Annotated in this window: 22 protein-coding genes; 13 read left to right on the forward strand and 9 right to left on the reverse strand. The window is 65.5% G+C overall.

The genetic code is table 11. The annotated features are described in order from the left end of the window. Positions 1–76: 76 nt before the first annotated feature. Positions 77–952 carry an aldo/keto reductase family oxidoreductase gene (locus tag J8I29_RS11590; protein ID WP_209431754.1) on the reverse strand — a complete coding sequence of 292 codons (876 nt, stop codon included), beginning with the start codon at positions 950–952 and terminating at the stop codon, positions 77–79. Positions 953–1045: 93 nt separating this feature from the next. Here J8I29_RS11590 and J8I29_RS11595 point away from each other — a divergent pair, with 93 nt between their 5' ends. Next, on the forward strand, positions 1046–1996 hold the full coding sequence (locus J8I29_RS11595; protein ID WP_209431755.1) for a LysR family transcriptional regulator: 951 nt from the start codon (positions 1046–1048) through the stop codon (positions 1994–1996). Between the two features lie 9 nt (positions 1997–2005). Here J8I29_RS11595 and J8I29_RS11600 read toward each other — a convergent pair whose 3' ends face one another. Next, positions 2006–2527, reverse strand: a complete 522-nt coding sequence (locus J8I29_RS11600) for a TetR/AcrR family transcriptional regulator (RefSeq protein WP_209431756.1) — start codon at positions 2525–2527, stop codon at positions 2006–2008. Positions 2528–2813: 286 nt separating this feature from the next. On the opposite strand from J8I29_RS11600, the gene J8I29_RS11605 reads away from it, so the two are divergent. The 3 genes from J8I29_RS11605 to J8I29_RS11615 all read left to right on the forward strand — a co-directional run bounded on the left by J8I29_RS11605 (position 2814) and on the right by J8I29_RS11615 (position 8184). Next, the gene (locus J8I29_RS11605) at positions 2814–3932 is read left to right on the forward strand and encodes an efflux RND transporter periplasmic adaptor subunit (protein WP_209431757.1); all 1119 of its coding nucleotides are present in this window, start codon (positions 2814–2816) and stop codon (positions 3930–3932) included. A gap of 143 nt (positions 3933–4075) precedes the next feature. Further along, positions 4076–5134: an efflux RND transporter periplasmic adaptor subunit gene (locus tag J8I29_RS11610; RefSeq protein WP_181161156.1), complete on the forward strand. Its 1059-nt coding sequence runs from the start codon at positions 4076–4078 to the stop codon at positions 5132–5134. Continuing rightward, the gene (locus J8I29_RS11615) at positions 5131–8184 is read left to right on the forward strand and encodes an efflux RND transporter permease subunit (protein ID WP_209431758.1); all 3054 of its coding nucleotides are present in this window, start codon (positions 5131–5133) and stop codon (positions 8182–8184) included. Before J8I29_RS11610 ends, J8I29_RS11615 begins: the two co-directional genes overlap by 4 nt. Here the strand turns inward: J8I29_RS11615 and J8I29_RS11620 are convergent. Further along, positions 8153–8707 (reverse strand): GNAT family N-acetyltransferase, encoded by a 555-nt coding sequence (locus tag J8I29_RS11620; protein ID WP_209431759.1) that lies wholly within the window; start codon positions 8705–8707, stop codon positions 8153–8155. The two genes, J8I29_RS11615 and J8I29_RS11620, sit on opposite strands and share 32 nt — an antisense overlap. A 232-nt stretch (positions 8708–8939) precedes the next feature. After that, positions 8940–9377 (reverse strand): Lrp/AsnC family transcriptional regulator, encoded by a 438-nt coding sequence (locus J8I29_RS11625; protein WP_105862502.1) that lies wholly within the window; start codon positions 9375–9377, stop codon positions 8940–8942. Between the two features lie 125 nt (positions 9378–9502). Here J8I29_RS11625 and rocF point away from each other — a divergent pair, with 125 nt between their 5' ends. Further along, positions 9503–10438, forward strand: coding sequence for an arginase (rocF, locus tag J8I29_RS11630; protein WP_209431760.1), 936 nt, complete (start codon positions 9503–9505; stop codon positions 10436–10438). A gap of 40 nt (positions 10439–10478) precedes the next feature. On the opposite strand, the gene J8I29_RS11635 is transcribed toward rocF, so the two are convergent. The 4 genes from J8I29_RS11635 to J8I29_RS11650 form a co-directional block, all read right to left on the reverse strand. After that, complete coding sequence (locus J8I29_RS11635; protein WP_209431761.1) at positions 10479–10691, reverse strand: hypothetical protein; 213 nt, start codon at positions 10689–10691, stop codon at positions 10479–10481. A gap of 52 nt (positions 10692–10743) precedes the next feature. Beyond that, on the reverse strand, positions 10744–11175 hold the full coding sequence (locus J8I29_RS11640) for an SRPBCC domain-containing protein (protein WP_105862499.1): 432 nt from the start codon (positions 11173–11175) through the stop codon (positions 10744–10746). Beyond that, positions 11172–11498 (reverse strand): metalloregulator ArsR/SmtB family transcription factor, encoded by a 327-nt coding sequence (locus J8I29_RS11645; RefSeq protein ID WP_348536006.1) that lies wholly within the window; start codon positions 11496–11498, stop codon positions 11172–11174. The genes J8I29_RS11640 and J8I29_RS11645 overlap by 4 nt, the downstream gene beginning before the upstream one ends. A 235-nt stretch (positions 11499–11733) precedes the next feature. Beyond that, complete coding sequence (locus tag J8I29_RS11650; RefSeq protein WP_209431762.1) at positions 11734–12099, reverse strand: Rap1a/Tai family immunity protein; 366 nt, start codon at positions 12097–12099, stop codon at positions 11734–11736. A 204-nt stretch (positions 12100–12303) separates the two neighbouring features. Between J8I29_RS11650 and msrB the strand changes: the two genes are divergently transcribed. Beyond that, on the forward strand, positions 12304–12780 hold the full coding sequence (gene msrB, locus J8I29_RS11655; RefSeq protein WP_209431763.1) for a peptide-methionine (R)-S-oxide reductase MsrB: 477 nt from the start codon (positions 12304–12306) through the stop codon (positions 12778–12780). Positions 12781–12885: 105 nt separating this feature from the next. Beyond that, the gene (locus J8I29_RS11660; RefSeq protein WP_105862496.1) at positions 12886–13395 is read left to right on the forward strand and encodes a hypothetical protein; all 510 of its coding nucleotides are present in this window, start codon (positions 12886–12888) and stop codon (positions 13393–13395) included. Here the strand turns inward: J8I29_RS11660 and J8I29_RS11665 are convergent. Then, on the reverse strand, positions 13367–13834 hold the full coding sequence (locus J8I29_RS11665; RefSeq protein ID WP_245196887.1) for a helix-turn-helix domain-containing protein: 468 nt from the start codon (positions 13832–13834) through the stop codon (positions 13367–13369). The two genes, J8I29_RS11660 and J8I29_RS11665, sit on opposite strands and share 29 nt — an antisense overlap. Positions 13835–13953: 119 nt before the next feature. On the opposite strand from J8I29_RS11665, the gene J8I29_RS11670 reads away from it, so the two are divergent. The 6 genes from J8I29_RS11670 (at position 13954) to J8I29_RS11695 (ending at position 20409) form a co-directional block, all read left to right on the forward strand. Further along, positions 13954–14997 carry an LLM class flavin-dependent oxidoreductase gene (locus tag J8I29_RS11670; protein WP_209431765.1) on the forward strand — a complete coding sequence of 348 codons (1044 nt, stop codon included), beginning with the start codon at positions 13954–13956 and terminating at the stop codon, positions 14995–14997. Between the two features lie 199 nt (positions 14998–15196). Next, on the forward strand, positions 15197–16759 hold the full coding sequence (locus J8I29_RS11675; protein WP_209431766.1) for an FGGY-family carbohydrate kinase: 1563 nt from the start codon (positions 15197–15199) through the stop codon (positions 16757–16759). 143 nt (positions 16760–16902) lie between these two features. Continuing rightward, complete coding sequence (locus J8I29_RS11680) at positions 16903–17922, forward strand: substrate-binding domain-containing protein (protein WP_209431767.1); 1020 nt, start codon at positions 16903–16905, stop codon at positions 17920–17922. Positions 17923–18019: 97 nt separating this feature from the next. Continuing rightward, positions 18020–19006 (forward strand): ABC transporter permease, encoded by a 987-nt coding sequence (locus tag J8I29_RS11685; RefSeq protein WP_209431768.1) that lies wholly within the window; start codon positions 18020–18022, stop codon positions 19004–19006. Continuing rightward, positions 19006–19803 carry an ATP-binding cassette domain-containing protein gene (locus tag J8I29_RS11690; RefSeq protein ID WP_209431769.1) on the forward strand — a complete coding sequence of 266 codons (798 nt, stop codon included), beginning with the start codon at positions 19006–19008 and terminating at the stop codon, positions 19801–19803. Before J8I29_RS11685 ends, J8I29_RS11690 begins: the two co-directional genes overlap by 1 nt. A 345-nt stretch (positions 19804–20148) precedes the next feature. Beyond that, on the forward strand, positions 20149–20409 hold the full coding sequence (locus tag J8I29_RS11695) for a hypothetical protein (protein ID WP_209431770.1): 261 nt from the start codon (positions 20149–20151) through the stop codon (positions 20407–20409). The last annotated feature ends 45 nt before the right edge of the window (positions 20410–20454 follow it).

The raw sequence follows: 20454 nt of genomic DNA on the forward strand, positions 1-20454 counted from the left end.
AAACCTTGGCTCCTGGATCCCCTTCCCAGGGTTTACGACCCCGCCGGGGATGACAGGGGCGCTGATACTCATTTCCTCAGGAATGCCCGGCCGCAATGCGATCGAGAGCGGCGACCTCGTCTGCCGGCAGGTCGAGCTCCGCCGCGGCGAGGTTGGCCCGCAGATGCGCGACGGAGGATGTGCCGGGGATCAGCAGAATGTTGGGCGCGCGGCGATAGAGCCAGGCGAGCGCGACCTGCATGGGCGAGGCACTGAGGCGCTGGGCAACGTCCGACAGGGTCGAGGATTGCAGCGGCGTGAACCCGCCCAGCGGGAAATAAGGCACATAAGCAGTGCCTTCGCGGGCGAGATCATCGATCAGCGCGTCATCGGCGCGATGGGCGAGATTATAGTGGTTCTGCACACAGACGATCGGACAGATGCGGCGCCCTTCGGCAATCTGCGTTGCGGTGACGTTGCTCAGTCCGACATGCCGTATCAGGCCCTGCTGCCGAAGCTCGGCCAGCACCGTGAGCGGCGCCTCGATCGAACCCTCGGCTGGCCCGTGAACGTCGAACATGATGCGGAGATTGACGACGTCGAGGACATCGAGCCCGAGATTGCGCAGATTGTCGTGCACCGCCTGGGTGAGGGCCTCCCGCGAGAAGGCAGGCAGCCATGAAGCATCCTCGCCGCGCCGTGCGCCCACCTTGGTGACGATGACGAGATCGTCCGGATAGGGGTGCAGGGCCTCGCGGATCAGCCGGTTGGTGATGTGGGGGCCGTAGAAGTCGCTGGTGTCGACATGGTTCACGCCGGCTGCGACGGCCTCGCGCAACACGGCCAGCGCCGCGTCCGGATCCCTGGGTGGGCCGAATACGCCGGGACCGGCAAGCTGCATGGCGCCGTAGCCGAGACGCTTCACGGCACGGTCACCGAGATTGAAACGGGTGGACTGCTCGATCGTAGTCATGGTCGGATCTCCTGTTCGTCCGCTCTAGCTAGGGCCTGTCCACTTGCCCGACAATCGGTCATAATCCGGACAGGTTGTTCGGAGGTGCGAACAGTGAAAGTCGACCTCAATGATCTCCATGCCTTCATGGCCGTTGCACGAGCCGGAGGGTTTCGTGACGGCGCCCGTTTGACCGGAGCCAGTGCGTCAGGCCTGAGCGAGGCGGTGAGCCGTCTGGAGGCGCGGCTCGGCGTCCGGCTGCTGAACCGCACGACTCGCAGCGTCGCGGCCACGGAAGCAGGCGAGCGCCTGCTCGAACGGCTCGGCCCGGCCATGAACGAGGTGGAAGCCGCGCTCGACGTCGTCAACGGCTTTCGAGACAGGCCGGCGGGGACGCTCAGGCTGAATGTGCCCGTCAGCGCGGCCCGGCTGGTATTGCCGGCGATCGTGCCCGATTTTCTCGCTGCCTTTCCCGATATCCGCCTGGAGGTGATTGCCGAGGACAGCTTCGTCGACGTGCTGGCGGCCGGCTGTGATGCCGGCATTCGCTACGATGAACGGCTGGAACAGGACATGATCGCCGTGCCCATCGGGCCGCGGACGCAACGCTTTGCCGCCGCCGCGGCGCCCGCCTATCTCGATCGGCGGGGGCGGCCCGAGCACCCGCGCGATTTGCTTCATCATGCCTGCCTGCGCGGCCGATTTTCATCCGGAGCGATGACCGCGTGGGAATTCGAGCGCGATGGCGAGATCGTGAATGTCGATACGACGGGGCCGTTGCTGGTGAGCGTCGGCGCGGCAACGGACCTCGCCGTCGAAGCGGCAATCGCCGGCACCGGCATTATCTATCTGTTCGAGGACTGGCTGCGCCCCTATTTCCTGAGCGGGGCCCTCGAACCCGTGCTCGAACCCTGGTGGCAACGCTTCTCCGGTCCCTTCCTGTATTATCCCGGGCGGCGTCTGGTCCCGGCGCCGCTGCGGGCGTTCATCGATTTCGTCAAGACCTCCCGCCCCTCTCCGACGAGCACCGAGGACAGCCATCCCCGCGCAGGTAAGGGAGGGTAAGCGACGGCATCAGGCCTTTGCGGCGAAGCCGTCCAGCTTCTCAAACAAGGTTTCCAATTGCGGGATGCTCGGCTGGAAGGACTTCATGCCCAGGCTGATGAGAATGCCGTAGGAGGCGAACAGCACCAGGGTCGAATCGATGCTGCCGGCCTTGTCGTCCTTACCCGCTCTCTCGACCAGTGCGCTGAACATGGTGGCCAGCACGCCGGCTGCTTCGGGAATCTCGGTGGCCGCCACCAGAAAGGCCGGCGATACGCCGCCTTCCTCAAGGGCGATGCGGCGGGCGAGCTGAGCCAGGGCCGAGGCGAAATTCACGGTCGCATCCGCGGTTTCGTCGATTTCCATCATCAGCGTTTCCATGTCCTGGCGCATGGCGGCGACGATCAGCGCCGTCTTGGTCGGAAAATGATGCAATACGCCGCCCTTGCTCACGCCGGCCTCCGCCGCCACCAGATCGATGGTGAGATTGTGGACGCCGACCCTCTCGATCACCGCCACCGTCGCAGTCAGGATCTGTCCAATGGTTTCCATGCTGCGCCGCTGCAACTTGCGCGCGCGCAGGGTCTGGGGTGGGGGAGCAGACTGGGGCATTGTTGCTGAAATGACCTCTATTGAATAAAAACCGTCTGGACGGTTTTGTTTTTAATTGATATGGGAACGGCCGACAAGTGAAATGATCGTTCCGGACCGGACGTCCCGGCAGGGACCATGGCCTCTGGATACCGCCGAGCGGGTGAGGACGATGCCACAAGCACCAGATCTCAGGACTTCCCTTCGAAACGGCTCCGTCGAACGGCATTGGCATGAATCAGCGAGGATGACGATGATCCCAAACCTCGGCAATCCCGCGCGGCCGTGCCGCTTCGTAGGGCTGCAGCGCGCCGTCCTGCTTGCAAGCCTGATCATGGCGATCTCGCCCGGCGCCGCCTGGAGCGGGGGCGCGCCTGCGCGTGTCGGCGTCGTGACCGCGCGGGTTGCCGACTACCGGCCGAGCGTCAGCCTGACGGGCGACGTGGAGGCCCAGGTCCAGAGCGACATATCCTTCCGCGTGAGCGGGCGCATCGTTGAAAGGCTGGTGGATATCGGCGATCACATCACGCCGGACCAGATACTGGCGCGCGTCGACGGGCAGGAGCAGCGCATCGCCCTCGACACCGCCAACGCCACCCTCGCTTCGGCACAGGCGCAGCTCCAGCAGAGTCAGGCTGCCTATCAGCGCCAGAAGACGCTGATCACCTCAAATGCCACCTCGCAAAGTTCCCTCGATGCCGCGCAGGAGAATCTCAGCGTCGCCGAGGCTTCGGTGGCGGCCGCGACGGCACAGGTCGAACAGGCCAAGGAGCAGCTCGGCTATGCGGATCTGCGCGCAGGTGTCGCCGGTACGGTGACGGCGCGCAACGTCGAGGCGGGACAGGTCGTGCAGGTTGGCCAGACAGTGGTCAGCATTGCCCAGGACGGCCCGCGCGATGCGGTCTTCGACGTCTATGAAGCGCTGATCGACAAGCCGCCGGGCTCGCCGGAGATCGCCATCGCGCTGGTGTCGGATCCCGGCGTGAAGACGACCGGCCATGTCAGGGAGATCTCGCCCATCGTCGATGCCCGCAAGGGCACGATCCGGGTGAAGATCGGGCTTAAGGAGACGCCGCCGGGCATGTCGCTGGGCACGGCCGTGCGCGGGGAGGCCAGCCTCGCCGCCCAGAAGCGTTTCGTGCTGCCATCCTCCGCGCTGTTCGAGTGGCAGGGCAAGCCTGCCGTCTGGACCGTCGCGGCCGATACCCGGGCCGTTCAGCCCCGCCCGGTCACGCTCGATCGTTACACCACGCATGACGTCGTGCTCTCGGCCGGGCTCGAGGATGGCGAAACCGTCGTCGTGCGCGGCGGTCAATTGCTGCGGCCGGGCCAGATCGTCGAAACCGTCGAGGAGCAGGCGCGATGAGCTTTTCTCGTCCTACCCGCATCGCCCCGAGCAGAATTGGCCTGCTCCAACCAGGAGCGGATGAAACGGGCCAGCTCCGCAGATGTTTGAAATCCTGCAGATCTTTGCTGGCCGAGCCTGCGGTCCGATCAGCAATGATCTGCGTGGCGGCGCTGCTCGCGCTGGTGGCGGCCGGCGGCGCCTCGGCGCAGGACCGGAGTGCCCGGCCGGTGCTGACCCTGACCGTCCACAGCACAGATACTGCGAGCTTCGGCCCCTTCGTCGGTAGCGTCGACGCCCGCTATCAGACCAATCTCGGCTTCCAGGTCGGCGGGCGCATCATCGCGCGCGAAGTGAATGTCGGCGACAGGGTCAAACAGGGGGACAGGCTGGCGGCCGTCGATGCCACCCTGCTGCGCCTTGCCGTGCAGTCGGCGGAGGCGGATCTTGCCAATGCCAAGGCGCAGCTCGCCAACGCCGTGCTGACCGAAAACCGCAGCCGCGCTCTGGTGGTCACCGAGACGGCCTCGCGGGCCCAGGTCGATACGGCCGTGGCGGCGCGCGAGACGGCTGCCGCCAAGGTATCCCAGGCGGAGGCCTCGCTGCGGCAGGCCCGCAACGTGCTCGGCTATGCCGAGCTCGTGGCGCCCTATGACGGTGTGATCACCGCCGTGAATTCCGATGTCGGCAAGGTGGTGTCGGCCGGCGACATCATCGTCACTCTGGCCCGGCCCGACGTGCGCGAGGCCGTGGTCGACGTGCCGGATTATCTGGCCGACGAACTCAAGGCCTATCCTCGCTTCGACGTCATGCTGGCCGGTGAGCCCAGCATCCGCACGACGGCCACGCTGCGCCTGCTCGCGCCCGCCTCGGATGCGGTGACGCGCACGCGCCGGGCCCGCCTGGCCTTGCAGGATCCGCCCGATGGCTTCCGGCTTGGTTCGACCATTTCGGTGTCGGCCACGCGAAAGGTCGCTCCCTATATCGCCGTTCCCGTCTCGGCCTTGGCCGGGCCGAGCGACAAGCCGTCCGTCTGGGTGGTCGATGTGGCAAAGGCCGTGGTCGCGGCCCGCCCGGTGACCCTGGTCTCCACCAAGGCGGGCTATGCCGTGGTCGACGGCCTCAAGGACGGGGATATCGTCGTGGAAGCTGGGGTCGGCAGCCTGCAGCCCGGCCAGGCCGTCGATCTTCAGCGCAGCCAGACTCTCGAGGAACAGAAATGAGCGGCTTCAACCTGTCGGACTGGGCGCTCAAGCACCGCTCCTTCATCTGGTATCTGATGATCGCCTCGGTGATCGCCGGTGCGCTCTCCTATGTGCGGCTCGGCCGCGAGGAAGACCCGTCCTTCGACATCAAGACCATGGTCGTTCAGGTGAACTGGCCGGGCGCGACTCTGGACGAGACCCTCAACCAGGTCACCGATCGTGTCGAGAAGGAGCTCCAGCAGATCGGGGCGCTCGACTATACGCGCAGCTATACGAGGCCCGGCACGGCCACCATCATGGTCAACCTCAAGGACACCACCAATGGCCGGGCCCTGAGCGATGCCTTCTACCAGGTGCGCAAGCATGTGAACGATATCTGGTACACGCTGCCGAGTGGCGTGCAGGGGCCCTTCTTCAATGACGAGTTCGGCGACGTCTACGGCAATGTCTATGCCTTCACTGCCGACGGCATCGATTTCCGCCAGTTGCGCGACTATGTCGAGGAAGTGCGCAACCGCGTGCTCGCGGTGCCCAATGCCGGCAAGACCCAGATCCTCGGCGCCCAGGACGAGGTGATCTATCTCGACTTCGACACGGCGCGCCTGGCCAGCCTCGGGCTCGACCGCCAGGCGGTAATCGCCTCGCTGCAGGCGCAGAACTCCGTCTCGGCCGCCGGCGTGATCCAGGCCGGGCGGGACCGCGTCAGCGTGCGCGTCGGCGGTGGCTTCAGGTCGGAACAGGACCTCAGGGCCATCAATCTGCGCGTCAATGACCGCTTTTTCCGCCTCTCCGACGTCGCCACCATCACGCGCGGCTATGTCGATCCGCCGACTTCGCTCTTCCGCTTTGACGGCAAGCCCGCCATCGGCCTGGCGGTCGCCATGGCGCCGAATGGCAACGTTCTCCAGTTCGGCGAGGATCTGAAGGAGGCCATGACCGAGGTCACCGGCACCTTGCCGATCGGCGTCGGCGTGCATCTGGTCTCCGACCAGCCGGCGGTGGTCGAGGAGGCGATCTCCGGCTTCACCCGCGCCCTGATGGAGGCGGTGATCATCGTGATGGCGGTCAGCTTCGTCAGCCTCGGCCTGCGCGCCGGGTTGGTGGTGGCGATCTCCATCCCGCTGGTGCTGGCCATCGTCTTCCTGGTGATGGAATATAGCGGCATCTCCCTGCAGCGCATTTCGCTGGGCGCCCTGATCATCGCCCTCGGCCTTCTGGTCGACGACGCCATGATCACAGTGGAGATGATGATCAGCCGGCTTGAAGCCGGCGACAGTCTGGGCAAGGCAGCGACCTTCGCCTATACCTCGACGGCCTTCCCGATGCTGACGGGCACGCTGGTGACGGTGGCCGGCTTCATCCCGATCGGCCTCAATTCGAGCTCGGCGGGCCAATATACCTTCACCCTGTTCGTGGTGATCGCGGTGGCGCTGCTGGTGTCCTGGATCGTCGCGGTGCTGTTCGCGCCCCTGCTGGGTGTGACCGTGCTGCCGAGCAGCATGAAGAAGCACGAGGAAAAGCCGAGCCGGTTCGCCGCCGCCTTCAAGAGCACCCTGCTCGCCGCCATGCGCTGGCGCTGGGTGACCATCGCCATCTGCCTCGGCCTGCTCGGCGCCTCGGTTGTGGCCATGGGCCATGTCCAGCAGCAGTTCTTCCCTTCATCTGACCGGCCCGAATTGCTGGTCGACATGACGCTGCCGCAGAACAGCGCCATCGGCGAGACCAAGGCGCAGATGGACCGTTTCGAACAGGCATTCGTCGGGGATGACGATGTGGTGCGCTGGAGCTCCTATGTCGGGGAGGGGGCCGTGCGCTTCTATCTGCCGCTCGACCAGCAGCTCTCCAATCCCTTCTTCGGCCAGGCCGTGGTGGTCACCAAGGATATCGAGGCCCGCAACCGGGTGCAGAAGAAGCTGGAGGCCCTGGCGCGCGACAAGTTCGTCGGCATCGATGTGCTCGTCCATCCGCTCGAACTCGGTCCGCCGGTCGGCCGCCCCGTGCAATATCGCGTCAGCGGCGCCGACCTCCAGAAGGTGCGCGAGCAGGCGATCAAGCTTGCCGGCATCATCGCTGCCGACCCCAATCTCGGCACGATCACCTTCGACTGGAACGAACCGGCGCGCGTGCTCAGGGTCGAAGTCGACCAGAACAAGGCGCGTCTGCTCGGCGTTACCTCGCAGGACATCGCCTCCATCCTCGACGGCACGCTGGCGGGAACCGCCTTCACCCAGGTGCGGGACAACATCTATCTGGTCAACGTGGTCGGCCGCGCCACCGCGGATCAGCGCAACTCCGTGGAGACGCTGGAGAACCTGCAGATCCCGCTTTCCGGCGGCACCGTGGTGCCGCTGCGCGCGGTGGCGAGTATCGGCTACGGCATGGAGCAGCCCATCGTCTGGCGCCGCTCCCGCCTGCCCACCATCACCGTGCGGGCCGCTCTGGTGGGCGATGTCCAGCCGGCGACGGTGGTCGACCGGCTGGCGCCGAGGGTCGCCGAGTTCAAGGCAGGCCTCCCGGACCACTACAAGCTCGAAGTGGGTGGGGCGGTGGAGGAATCCGCCAAGGGCCAGGGACCGATCATCGCCATCGTGCCGATCATGCTCCTGACCATGGTGACCATCCTGATGGTGCAGCTCCAGAGCTTCCAGAAGCTGTTCCTGGTGATCAGCGTGGCGCCGCTCGGCCTGATTGGCGTGGTGCTCGGCCTCCTACCCTTCAACCAGCCCATGGGCTTCGTCGCCATCCTCGGCATTCTCTCGCTGATCGGCATCATCATCCGCAACTCGGTGATCCTGGTGAAGCAGATCGAAGATCACGAAGAGGCGGGCATGGATCGCTGGACGGCCGTAGTGGACGCGACCGTCCATCGCATGCGTCCGATCCTGCTGACGGCGGCAGCCGCCAGCCTGGGCATGATCCCGATCGCCCGCGAGGTGTTCTGGGGCCCGATGGCCTATGCGATGATCGGCGGCATCCTGGTGGCGACCGTGCTGACGCTGCTGTTTCTGCCGGCGCTCTATGTGGCCTGGTACCGGATCAAGGAGCCGAAGACACCGGCTGCCGCCTGACGAGCGCCTCCAGATCGTCCCAGGCATAGAGGAGGTTGTGCGAGCGCCAGAGCGGGCCCGGATCCGTGTAGGATCCGGCCTGCCTGCCGCCCTGCGCCTCGTAGAAGGCAATCGCCGGTTCGTTGCCGGCGACGACCCCGATGGCCGCGCTCCGGCGTCCCTGCTCGATCAGCCGTGTCGCCATGGTTTCGAGCAGGGCCCTGCCGACACCTCGGCGCTTGTGCAGGGGGTCGACATAGAGGTGTTTAATCTCGCTGCGTCCGTCGAAAACCGCCTGCGTGGGGGCTCCGGCCGCGGCAAAGCCCACCAGCCCGGCGCCGGCCTCGGCCAGCAGCACGATCTGGTCGGCGGCGGGGGAGGAGAGCCGCTTGTGCCAGCTTGCGAAGCGATGCTCCTCGTCGAGTACGACGAAGGCCTTGGAGGGCGCGAGGGCATGATAGGCGTGGCGCCACACCGCGACATGCAGGTCGGCTATCGCCTTGGCGTCGTCGAGACGGGCAGACCGGATGTTGACTGCACTCATTCCATCGCTCCCAAAGCTGGCGGTTATCCGTTCACCAAACACTTTTTTCGAAAAACATTCAGGGCCATGAAACGCGGCTTGGGCGCCGACGTTCCAAGACAATATGCTGCGACGGCGACGCCGTCACCACGGCCGCCCCTCGAGATCTTAGCACGCCGTTGAGCTGGCGTTCGGGACCGCATCCATTTCCATTCAATTTCAGGCTGCGTACAGAAACCCTGAAAATGGAGTCCTAGAGTCTCGCCTGCGTGCTGCGCGGCGTCGCCAGCAAAAGATGGGTCTCCGAGGCAGTGACGCCCTGGATCAGGCGGATGCGGCGCAGGACGGCATCGAGATCGCTGAGATTCAGCGTGGCGAATTCCACCACGATGTCCCAGCGACCATTGGTGGTGTGCACCGCGCTGACCTCTGGAAAGCCGCCGAGGACGTCGATGACCCGGTCGGCCGCCCGTCCTTCCACTTCGATCATCACGATGCCGCGTACCGGCATGGCGATCGCGTCGGCCTTGAGGATCACCGTATAGCCGATGATGTCGCCCTCTGCTTCCATGCGCTCGATGCGGGCCCGCACGGTGGCGCGTGACAGGCCGAGTTCGCCGGCGAGGTCGGAAATGCTGCGCCTGCCATTGTGGCGCAGCAAGGTGAGGAGCTGGCGGTCGATGTCGTCCATGCACTTGCCGGAATGATCATGAATTTATGCCAGTTTGATAAGGTATATTGAGCCTTCTGCCAAATTGCATTGTTCATATCGCCAAGCCCGGCAGATAGACTGCGGCCGGATTTCAAGAGGCTCGCATGACTTCGAAACATTGTATCTTGCTGGGTACCCCGCTGCAGGAAGGCACGGGACGGCTCGGCTGTGACATGGGCCCGAGCGCCTTCCGGGCCGCGGGCCTGGCCGGCGCCCTGCAGGAACTCGGCCACAGCGTCGAGGACCGTGGCAATCTGGCGCCCACGCCCCGGCGTCAGCTTCACCATGCCAATCCTGCCATCAAGAACCTGCCCGAGGTGGCGGCGTGGACCGAGGCTCTCTCCGACGCGGCCTATCGTCTCGGCGCCGAAGGCATGCCCATCGTCATCGGCGGCGATCACGCCATGGCGGCCGGCACTTTGGCGGGCTTCAGTCGCCGCGCGGCCGAGATGGGCCGGCCCTTCTTCGTGCTCTGGCTCGACGCCCACCCGGATTTCCACACGCTGGACAGTACGCAGAGCGGCAATCTCCATGGCTGCCCTGTCGCCTATGCCACCGGCCAGCCCGGTTTCGAGGGCTATTTTCCGCCGCTGGCCGCGCCCGTAAGGCCCGACCATATCTGCATGATGGGCATCCGCAGCGTCGATCCTGCTGAGCGGACGGCATTAGCTGCGGCAGGGGTCACCGTGCATGACATGCGCGCCATCGACGAGCACGGCGTCGGCCCGCTGCTGCAGGCTTTCCTGCGCCGCGTGGCGGAGGCGAACGGCGTGCTGCATGTCAGCCTGGACGTCGATTTTCTCGATCCCGGCATTGCGCCGGGCGTCGGCACCACTGTGCCCGGCGGCGCGACCTTCCGCGAGGCGCATTTGATCATGGAGATGCTGCATGACAGTGGCCTCGTCGCCAGTGTCGATCTGGTCGAGCTCAATCCCTTCCTCGACGAACGCGGCCGCACCGCCCTGCTCATGGTCGATCTCGTCGCCAGCCTGATGGGGAAGCGCGTGATGGACCGGCCGACGCGCGCGGGCACGGCCTAGCCGGCGGGCCGAGACGCCACGTCATCGGCTGCGCAGGCCGTCAGTCCTGGATGCGCCTTGCCCTGCGGGCATAGGGTAGCACGAACATGTAGAGGCCGCTGAACAGCAGCAGGAATAGCGGCAGCAGGGGCGCGTAGACCACCAAGGCCGGCGGTTCGCCGACGGCCATGGCGACGAAATTGGCGATCACGGTCACCGTGAAGGCGATGGAGAGCCAGCGATGGGTCTGCCGGATCAGGGCGCTGAAGTTCAAGGAAGCCTCCTTTGTCGTCGCATCGATGTCTCCGACGGGGCAGGGATGGAGCCTATTCCGGCTCCGCCAGGACCTGCTCCAGATTGGCGAGGAATTGCTGCCAGCCGGCCTTGGCGCCGCCATAGGCCTGGCGCTGGGACGGCCGGAAACCCGCCTGCTCCATGCGCAGATGCGTGCCGGCGCCGGTGGGCGTGAGCGTGAAGGTCACCACGCTTTTCAAATCGTAGGCGGCGTCCTCATGGCTGAAGTTCCAGCTATAGGACAAGGTCCGGTGAGGCTCGACGGTGAGGACCTCGCAATCGAGCACGCCGCCCCATTCGCCGCGCAGATTGAAACGGTGACCGACAACCGGCTCGAAGTCGTTCTTCATCAACCACGCTTCGATGAGATGCGGCTGGGTGAGGGCGCGCCAGAGCTTTTCGGGTGGATGTGGAATTTCACGCTCCACGATGACGGTACGGGTTTCGCTCTCGCTGTTGGTCATTGGTCCATCCTGTTCAGCAAATCTTCGAGATCGTCGAAGCGGGCTTCCCAGAATCGCGTCATCCGGCTTGCCCAATCGATCAGAGGGCCGAGGGCGCCGAGCTGTGCGCAATAATGGGTCTGCCGGCCCTCGTGGCGGTCGCGAACCAGCCCGGCTTGTTTCAGCATCGCCAGATGCTTCGAGACGGCCGGTTGGGAGACGCCCGCATGGGTCGTGAGCGCCCCCACGGTCTGCTCTCCCTTGCGGCACAAGCGCTCGAAGATCGCCCGCCGGGTCGGATCGGCAAGCGTCCTGAACAGGAGGTCGGGTGAGTGGGGCGTCACAATCAATAACTCCTCGATTATGGATTTAACGCATAGCCCGATAGTTATGAATTCGTCAAGTCCGCAGCAAAATGTGCAACCGCCGTCAGTCTGTGACGCGGCTCGAACGCGACGGCCCGGGGTGTTTTCTGCAGAACCAAAACGGCTCTTCGCGAGGCAGATGCGTCAAAAAAGGTGCTGGAAGGCGGATCATCGCGAATACCGCCCGTGGCGTGTCATCCCGGCGTCGCCAGCTTCAGGAGCAGGGCCACTTCTCCCGCAGGGCCGTGGTGGCAAGGACCACGAAGGGTTCCCTGAGCCGGTCGGGATGGGCATCGAGGAAGGCGGATATGACGGTGGCAGTCTCGGCGACCGAGCCGTCGACCGGCTTGCAGATACGAGTATCCGATGTCAGCAGCCGTCCCATCGAGGCGAGATCCTCGATCTCGATCGCGCAATGGAGGGATGGAAGTACGAGTTCGCTCGGCGTCGGCCCGGTATTGGCCGCCAGGCTGCGGCAGGCCGCGCGATAATAGTCGCCGCTGTTCGGCACGGTCTCGGCCGCCGCGGGTATGCAAAAGCCGGTCAAGCACAGGGCCGAAAGTAGGAATTTTCTCACCATGGGAAATCCTCCATATGCCAGCTTGTTCCGGTAAAGTGGCATCTCCCGGGCTGATGGTCAAATCCGAGCCTGGAAGGCCCGCTGCCTTGGTGGCCGTAAGCTGGTGGTCGCGCCGGCAATGGTGCCCGAACCGGTAACAAGCCCTGCCCGGTTGTCGTAGGATGAAGCAGGAGCCGAACCAGCATGCCGCGAGGAGACCTTTCCATGCCGACACGCCGCGATGTCCTTGGCCTGGCGCTGCTGGGAGGCGCGAGCTTTGCCTTAGCGCAAAAGGCGACGGCAGGCCCTGCTCGCCTCGTCCTCAGCGACGCGGAATGGCGCCGGCGGCTGTCGCCGGCCCGGTTCGCCATCCTGCGGGAAGCAGGTACAGAGCCCCCCTTTGCCAGCCCGTTGCTGCATGAGGGGCGATCGGGACGTTTCGCCTGCGCGGGCTGCGGCAACGCCCTGTTTTCGTCCCGGACCAAATATGACAGCGGCACCGGGTGGCCGAGCTTCTGTGCTCCGCTCGGCCGGTCGGTGCGCACCAGCCGGGACGACAGCCTCGGCATGATCAGGACCGCGGTTGCCTGTGCCCGATGCGAGGGGCATCTCGGCCATGTCTTCGACGATGGCCCGAAGCCGACGGGGCTGCGCTACTGCATCAACGGGCTGGCCTTGGCTTTCGCGCCGGGCGCGGCCTGACGGATCGCCTTTACAACCAGGCCGCAATTTGTTCGTGAATTGTTCTTGTTTCTGGTGCGGCCCTTGCTATGATCGCGCATTCCTTCCTCCTGGAGAGATTGCGCAATGCCCCCCTTCAGCCGCGCCGGTCTGGCCCTGATCGCACTGATGGCCCTGCAGACGAGTCCAGCCCTGGCCGAGACAACGGCTTGCAAGCCGTTCAAATGGTCGCTGACCCGCGAACAGGGCTGGTTCCAGGCCTCGCCGCCGACGCTGGCTTCGGGCGGGGCGCTGGCCAAGGCCGACGGGGCCGCCGACCTGCAGCTCAGCCCGGTGACGGATCTGAAATTTCCCGTCACGACCGGCCGCAAGCCGGCGGCCGGCACCTTTGGTGCGTTGCTGACCCTGCCGCCGGTCGAGAAGGCCGGCCTCTATCAGGTCACGCTCTCGGAAGAGGGCTGGATCGATGTCGTGCAGGCCGGGGCAGCGGTGAAATATTCGGCGGCGACCGGCCAGAAGGCCTGCGCCGGCTTGCGCAAGAGCGTGCGCTTCAACCTGGCGCCGGGGCCGGTTTCGCTGCAGATCAGCGGCGTGAAGGCGCAGAGCGTCAAGCTCGCCGTGGCGCCGGCCGAGTAGCCGCCGGCACCTGCCGCTCATCCCGCATGGTTGCCCGCTGGATAGGGCAGGTCCGGTCGAACGCCGCGCGAGCCTCCACAATGGCGGTGCGGTGAGCGAAGGCCCATTGGCCGAGCGCGCTCACCGGCGTGCGCAGCGAATGGCCGAGTTCGGTAAGCTCATAATCGACGCGCGGCGGAATGCTGGGCGTCACGCTGCGGCTGACGAGGCCGTCGCGTTCCAGGCCGCGCAGCGTGAGCGTCAGCATGCGCTGCGAGATGCCGTCGATGCGGCGCTTGATCTCGCTGAAACGCCGAGGACCCTGGCTCAGCGCCATCACGATCAGAATGCTCCACTTGTCCCCGATGCGGGACAGGATTTCGGTGACCGGCCGGCAGCTCTCGGTGAGGCTGTCCTTGTCCTCGTCCCCGCCGGTTACACCCATGTCACCTACCGCCATGAATGTGCCTCCTTGTGCCCTCCATGCCTGTACCATATTTAGCCTCGGTTACGTTTTGTAACCAGAAGATTTCAACCTGAAGGAGCCGGGACGCTGCGTTCCGGCAAGGCGCGACAGATATGGAACTCGGCCTGTACACCTTCGCGGAAACCACCGCGGATCCCGCCACCGGCACCGTCATCGGCGCGCAGGAGCGCATTGCCAATCTGATGGAGGAGGTCGAGCTTGCCGACCAGCTCGGCCTCGATGTCTTCGGCATCGGAGAGCATCACCGTCCCGATTTCGCTGCTTCCACCCCAGCCGTGCTGCTGGCAGCGGCGGCCATGCGCACCAAGCGCATCCGCCTCACCAGCGCCGTCACCGTGCTGAGCTCGGACGACCCGGTACGCGTGTTCCAGGAATTCTCCACCGTGGACCTGTTGTCGGGCGGGCGGGCCGAGATCTTGGCCGGGCGGGGCTCGTTCATCGAGTCCTTCCCGCTGTTCGGCTACGACCTCAAGGACTATGACAGCCTGTTCGCCGAGAAGCTGGACCTGCTCTTGAAGATCCGCGAGCAGACCACGCTGAGCTGGCAGGGCGAGCATCGCGCACCGCTCGACCGCCAGAGCATCTATCCGCGTCCGGTCCAGCAGCCCCTGCCGGTCTGGGTCGGCGTGGGCGGCAATCCACAATCGGTGATCCGCGCCGGCACGCTCGGCCTGCCGATGGCGCTCGCCATCATCGGCGGGGAGCCGGCGCGCTTCAAGCCGCTGGTCGATCTTTATCGCGAGGCGGCGTGGCGGGCCGGGCATGATCCGGCCAAGCTGCCGGTCAGCATCAATTCGCATGGCTATATCGGCGAGGACGGCGACAGGGCGGCGGACGAGATCTTTCCCTATTATGTCGACGTCATGGGGCGCATCGGCCGCGAGCGCGGCTGGCCGCCGCTGAGCCGGGCGCAGTTCGAGGCCTCGCGCGCGCCGCGCGGCTCGGATTTCGTCGGCGATCCCCAACAGGTGATCGACAAGATCCTGGCCGAGCACGAATTGTTCCGGCACCAGCGCTTCCTGATCAAGTTCTCGATGGGCAGCATTCCTCACGCCAAGATGATGAAATCGATCGAGCTCTTCGGCACTGTGGTGGCCCCTGCCGTCCGCAAGGCCCTGGCTCCCGTGCCGGCATAGGACTGCTCCACAAGACTTTTGATTGAAAAAATACAAAAGTATTGCTTTGCTGGGGGCTGGGCCTAAGCTGGACCTGCGCCGGAGCGAGCGCGTTCAAGTGTGAGTGCTTGTCTGCTCTGGTTCTTTGGTTCGACGCGTCTTTGCGATTGGCGGCGTTTCCCGTCGGATCGCAAACCGCTCGTGCAGGAAAGGCACAGCCATGACACGCCGCTATCTGATCGGCCTCGACTATGGCACGGAATCGGCGCGCGGCGTGCTTGTCGATGCCGACAGCGGCGAGCAGCTCGCCAGCCATGCCGTACCCTATCGACACGGCGTGATGACCCGCCTGCCGGATGGGGCGGCCTTGCCGCCGCTCTGGGCGCTCCAGAATGCGGACGACTATGTCGAGGCAGCGCGGGAAATTCTGTCCGCTCTCGGCCGCGACAGGCAGATCGAGGGCATCGGCCTCGGCTTCACCGCCAGTTCGCCGCTGCCGGCCACGGCCGACGGTGTGCCGCTCTCCCGCCTGCATCCGGGGGAACCGCATGCCTATGTCAAGCTGTGGAAGCATGGTGCCGCCCAGGCCGAGGCCGAGGCCATCAATGCCCGGGGAGGGGCCTTCCTCGATAATTTCGGCGGGAAACTCTCGGCTGAGTGGCTGCTGGCCAAGGCGGCGCAAATGGCGGAGGAAGCACCGCAGTTGTGGCGGGAAACCGAGCGCTTCATCGAGGCGGGTGACTGGCTCGTCTGGCAATTGACGGGCGGGGAGACGCGTAGCCTCGGCTTTGCCGCCTACAAGGCGCAATATGCCGAAGGGGCCGGCTATCCCGACGGCATCGTCCCGGGGCTCGCCGATCGCCTGAGCGCGCCGCGACGGGTCGGCACCTCCGCGGGTGGGCTGTCGGCGGCCTGGCGCGAGCGTACCGGCATTCGCGGCCAGGCGGCGGTCGCCGTGGCAGTGATCGATTCCCATGTCGTCTTGCCCGCCGTCGGCGGCGTCAGCGACGGCTGCCTCGTCGGGGCGCTCGGCACCTCCGCCGTCTATCTCATGCTCGGCCGCGCGTTCCGGCCCTTGCCCCAGGGCATCGAGGGCGTGGCCTTCGACGGATCGGTGCGTGACCTCTGGTGCTATGAATCGGGGCAGGCCGGCTTCGGCGATACGCTCGCCTGGTTCGTCAAGATTTTTCCGCGCGCCGCTGAAGCGGCGGAGAATTTCAGGCTCTATAATGAAGAGGCGGCCGGTCTCGCGCCGGGTGCCAACCACCTCCTGGCGCTCGACTGGTGGAGCGGCAACCGCGTGCCGCTGGCCGATTCCGGCCTCAGCGGCCTGCTCGTCGGCCTGACCACGGGAACCACGGCTGCCGGCATCTATCGGGCGTTGCTGGAGTCGCTCGCCTATGGCGCGCGCAGCATTCAGGATCTCTTCATCGCCGGAGGCTTCGGCATCGATCGCCTGATCCTGTCGAGCGGCCTCGCCCGCAACAATCCCCTGCTGGTGCAGATCATGACCGATGTCTTCGGGCGGGAGGTCGAGGTTCCCGAAATCGACAATCCCACAGCTGTCGGGGCCGCCATCCATGGCGCCGTCGCAGCCGGCGTCGTGGCCGATTATCCCGAAGGCGGCGCGAGGTTCGGCGCGCGGGCGTTCAAGACCTACCGGCCGGACGCGCGGGCCGCATCCGTCTATGCCGAACTCTATCGCAACTACGCTGCTTTGGCAGGCGATGCATCGCTGCGGGCCGCCATGCACGCGCTCAACCGGATCGGGACTGTTCGATAGCCGGTGGCGGATCGTTATGCCTGAAAACAGGCAAAATAAATTTGCATTCATTCAGCGATGATGCATTAATCCGCTGCCGATGACGGAAAAGCCGTCGTCGAGAAGAGAGCGCCAAGCTCCATTCATAAATCTGGGAGGATTTCATGTCAGCGCTCCGCCTGAGCCGCATCTTCGCATCCACCGCCCTTGCCACCACGGCCGCTCTCGGCTTTGCCGTGTTTTCGTCCCTCGCCACGGTCAACAGGGCCGAGGCGGCTGGCGAGGTGATCGTCGGCCTGGTCACCAAGACCGAGGTCAACCCCTATTTCGTCAAGCTGCGCCAGGCCGCCGAGGCCGAGGCCAAGAAAAAGGGCCTCAAGCTGATCGCCCGCTTCGGCAAGTTCGACGGCGACAATGAAGGCCAGGTTGCGGCTATCGAGGACCTGATCTCCGCCGGCGCCAAGGGCATCCTGGTGACGCCGAACAACTCCACGGGCATGCTCGGCATCATCAAGAAGGCGCGCGATGCCGGCATTCTGGTGATCGCCCTGGACACGGCGACCGATCCGGCCGATGCTGTCGACGCCACTTACGCCACCGACAATTTCGAGGCCGGCGTCAAGCAGGGCACCTATGCCAAGAAGGCGATGGGCGACAAGAAGCCGGTGCTCGCCATGCTCGACGGCACGCCGGGCGGCACCGTCGATACCTTCCGCCACAATGGCTATCTGCAGGGCTTCGGCATCAAGGAGGGCGACCCGGTCATCGCCGGCTCCGCCATCACCAATGGCGCCCAGGACAAGGGCCAGACCGGCATGGAGAATCTCCTGTCGAAGAATGGCGACATCAATGTCGTTTATACCATCAACGAGCCGGCCGCGGCCGGCGGCTATGCGGCGCTGAAATCCTTCGGCAAGGCCAAGAGCGTGATGCTGACCTCGATCGACGGCTCCTGCCAGGGCGTGAAGGACGTCAAGTCCGGCAAGGTCGCCGCCACCGTGATGCAGTTCCCCTACAAGATGGCAGTGGCCGGCGTCGATGCCGTCGCCGAATACGCCAAGACCGGCAAGAAGCCGAGCGGCTTCATCAACACCGGTTCGGAATTGATCACCGACAAGCCGATGCCCGGCCTCGACTCCAAGGACACCGCCTGGGGCCTGAAAAACTGCTGGGGCGGCGAATAGGCTGAAGATCAACGGAGTTGGGCGCGGCAAACCTTCTCCCGCAAGGGGAGAAGGTTAGTCGCGTTTCTCTCTGCAAGACCGTTTCGTCGAGGATCGCATGAGCACGACCACGGTTCCCGCGCCCGAAGAGAAGCGCAGCCTCCTGGCGCGCATCTTCGCGGTGCCTTCGGCTGGACCCTTCCTGGTATTGGCGCTGTTCTGCGTCATTTTCGCCAGCATCAACGAGCGCTTCCTCGCTCTGCAGAACATCTCGCTGATCCTGCAGCAGACCGTGGTGGTCGGCACGCTGGCGATCGGCCAGACTCTGATCATCCTGACGGCAGGCATCGACCTCGCCGTCGGCGCGATCTGCGTGCTCGGCACCATCGTCGCAGGCAAAATGGCGACGCTCGGCTATGATCCCGTCCTGTCCATGGGGGTGGCGATTCTGCTCTGCACCCTGTCAGGCACCGTCGCCGGCGGTCTGATCAGCGGCCTGAAGCTGCCGCCCTTCATCGTCACGCTCGGCACGCTCGGCATCATCACGGCCGCGCTTCGCCTGATCTCGGCCGGCGGCGCCTTCCCGGTCGACGACGAATTCCTGAGTTGGACCGGCAATGGCGAACTCATCGGCGGCTTCGTGGTGACCTATGGCGTCCTCGCAATGCTGCTGCTCTATGCCCTGGTCTGGTATCTCCTGAACCAGACCAAATGGGGCCGCCACGTCTATGCCATCGGCAACAATCCCGAGGCGGCGCGGCTGGTCGGCATTCCCGTCAGGCGGCACCTGCTTTCGGTCTATGTTTTGGCCGGCCTGCTCTATGGCATCGCTGCCTGGCTGGCGCTCGGCCGTATTCCCAATGCCGATCCCAATTCGCTGCAGACGGCCAATCTCGACTCCATCACCGCCGTCGTGATCGGCGGCACCTCGCTGTTCGGTGGCCGGGGCGGTCTCGTCGGCACGCTGATTGGCGCCCTCATCGTGGGCGTGCTGCGCAACGGGCTGACGCTGGCCGGCATTGATCCGCTCTGGCAGGACCTGATCACGGGCATCCTGGTGATCGTGGCGGTGGCCTTCGACCAGCTTTCGCGTGGGAGGCGCTGATGACGGCATCCGCTTCTGCCGAGGTCGTCCTCGAGGCTCGCAATATCGTCAAGCGCTACGGTCACGTCACGGCGCTGGACGGGGTGGATTTCGAGCTGCGCAAGGGCGAGATCCTCGCCGTCGTCGGCGACAACGGCGCCGGCAAGAGCTCCCTGATCAAGGCGCTGACCGGCGCCCTCAAGCCCGACAGCGGCGAGATCCTGCTGGACGGCCAGCCGGTGCATTTCAAGGGGCCGCTCGATGCCCGCCATCGCGGCATCGAAACCGTCTACCAGGATCTGGCGGTGGCGCCGGCCCTCGACATCTCCTCGAACCTCTTCCTCGGGCGCGAATTGCGCATGCAAGGCGTGCTCGGCACCGTGTTCCGCCGCCTCGACAAGACGCGCATGCGCGAGGAAGCCCGCAAGGCGATGGCGGAACTCAAGTTCCGGCTGCCGTCGATCCACAATGCCGTGGAGGCCCTTTCGGGCGGCCAGCGCCAGGGCGTGGCAGTGGCCCGCGCAGCCCTGTTCGCCAAGAAGCTGGCGATCATGGACGAGCCAACGGCGGCCCTCGGCGTGCGCGAGACCGGCCAGGTGCTGGAACTGATCCGCGCCATCCGCGATCGCGGCCTGCCGGTCGTGCTGATCAGCCACAACATGCCCAACGTGTTCGAACTGGCCGACCGCATCCACATCATGCGCCTGGGGCGCCGGGCCGCGGTGGTGAGCCCCAAGACCCATTCGATGGCCGATGTGGTGGCCATCATGACCGGCGCGGCCAAGGTCGAAGATTTCGAGAAGCGCGGGCAGGGGTGATGCCGCCGAAGGCCTTGGGCCGAGCCGGAGCCTAGCAAGGCGCAACCCATACCAAGGTATTGTTTGCACACACCAAAGCACGGTTGACGCCGCTTTGGGGCAGTGACAGAAGGGCTCCGTATCTGCGGTGCTCGGCACCTTGGATAACACCCGAAAAATCAGCTGTGGAAGCACATGGACAACGATCGCAGTAGCCGTCCGGCTTCGGCTCCCAGCCGTCGCCGGAGGGGTGCGCCATCGATCTGGAACGCCGGCGGTCTCGCGCGCCGGGCGATGACCGGCCGGCTCTAGTCCGCGTCGGCTTGCCTCGCGGGTGTGGCCAAGGGCGGCCCGACGAGGTGAAACATGAACAACGTCATTCCGCTCGGTGACCGAGTCGCGGCCGCCACGCCGGCTGTTCGCGGCGCCGTCATCCCTGTCGTCCGGGGCAGGCGGCAGAAGGTTGCGCCCGGCGCGATCCGCGCCGCTCTCCGGCCTTCCTGCCTCCTGTATCCGGACACGGGGCGTCTCGAATGCCGCTGGGACCTGTCCGGTTGCCAGGGCAGGGCGGATGCCTCCCAGCTCCTTTGTTCGAAATGCGCCGGAACGGCCGCCGACTGGCGCTGAGCGTCTCCCTGTGCGGGCGCCGCAAGAGCCTGCCTTCCTTCCGAC

It is taken from the genome of Labrys sp. LIt4 (genome assembly GCF_017813775.1).
In the GTDB taxonomy this organism is placed as follows: Bacteria; Pseudomonadota; Alphaproteobacteria; order Rhizobiales; family Labraceae; genus Labrys; species Labrys okinawensis_A.

Bases quoted from the DNA above. Each gene is read 5' to 3' on its own strand.
- J8I29_RS11590 (WP_209431754.1), bottom strand. From the start codon at position 952: ATGACTACGATCGAGCAGTCCACCCGTTTCAATCTCGGTGACCGTGCC.
- J8I29_RS11600 (WP_209431756.1), bottom strand. From the start codon at position 2,527: ATGGAAACCATTGGACAGATCCTGACTGCGACGGTGGCGGTGATCGAG.
- J8I29_RS11605 (WP_209431757.1), top strand. From the start codon at position 2,814: ATGACGATGATCCCAAACCTCGGCAATCCCGCGCGGCCGTGCCGCTTC.
- J8I29_RS11615 (WP_209431758.1), top strand. From the start codon at position 5,131: ATGAGCGGCTTCAACCTGTCGGACTGGGCGCTCAAGCACCGCTCCTTC.
- J8I29_RS11620 (WP_209431759.1), bottom strand. From the start codon at position 8,707: ATGAGTGCAGTCAACATCCGGTCTGCCCGTCTCGACGACGCCAAGGCG.
- J8I29_RS11625 (WP_105862502.1), bottom strand. From the start codon at position 9,377: ATGGACGACATCGACCGCCAGCTCCTCACCTTGCTGCGCCACAATGGC.
- rocF (WP_209431760.1), top strand. From the start codon at position 9,503: ATGACTTCGAAACATTGTATCTTGCTGGGTACCCCGCTGCAGGAAGGC.
- J8I29_RS11640 (WP_105862499.1), bottom strand. From the start codon at position 11,175: ATGACCAACAGCGAGAGCGAAACCCGTACCGTCATCGTGGAGCGTGAA.
- J8I29_RS11650 (WP_209431762.1), bottom strand. From the start codon at position 12,099: ATGGTGAGAAAATTCCTACTTTCGGCCCTGTGCTTGACCGGCTTTTGC.
- msrB (WP_209431763.1), top strand. From the start codon at position 12,304: ATGCCGACACGCCGCGATGTCCTTGGCCTGGCGCTGCTGGGAGGCGCG.
- J8I29_RS11660 (WP_105862496.1), top strand. From the start codon at position 12,886: ATGCCCCCCTTCAGCCGCGCCGGTCTGGCCCTGATCGCACTGATGGCC.
- J8I29_RS11665 (WP_245196887.1), bottom strand. From the start codon at position 13,834: ATGGCGGTAGGTGACATGGGTGTAACCGGCGGGGACGAGGACAAGGAC.
- J8I29_RS11670 (WP_209431765.1), top strand. From the start codon at position 13,954: ATGGAACTCGGCCTGTACACCTTCGCGGAAACCACCGCGGATCCCGCC.
- J8I29_RS11675 (WP_209431766.1), top strand. From the start codon at position 15,197: ATGACACGCCGCTATCTGATCGGCCTCGACTATGGCACGGAATCGGCG.
- J8I29_RS11680 (WP_209431767.1), top strand. From the start codon at position 16,903: ATGTCAGCGCTCCGCCTGAGCCGCATCTTCGCATCCACCGCCCTTGCC.
- J8I29_RS11685 (WP_209431768.1), top strand. From the start codon at position 18,020: ATGAGCACGACCACGGTTCCCGCGCCCGAAGAGAAGCGCAGCCTCCTG.
- J8I29_RS11690 (WP_209431769.1), top strand. From the start codon at position 19,006: ATGACGGCATCCGCTTCTGCCGAGGTCGTCCTCGAGGCTCGCAATATC.
- J8I29_RS11695 (WP_209431770.1), top strand. From the start codon at position 20,149: ATGAACAACGTCATTCCGCTCGGTGACCGAGTCGCGGCCGCCACGCCG.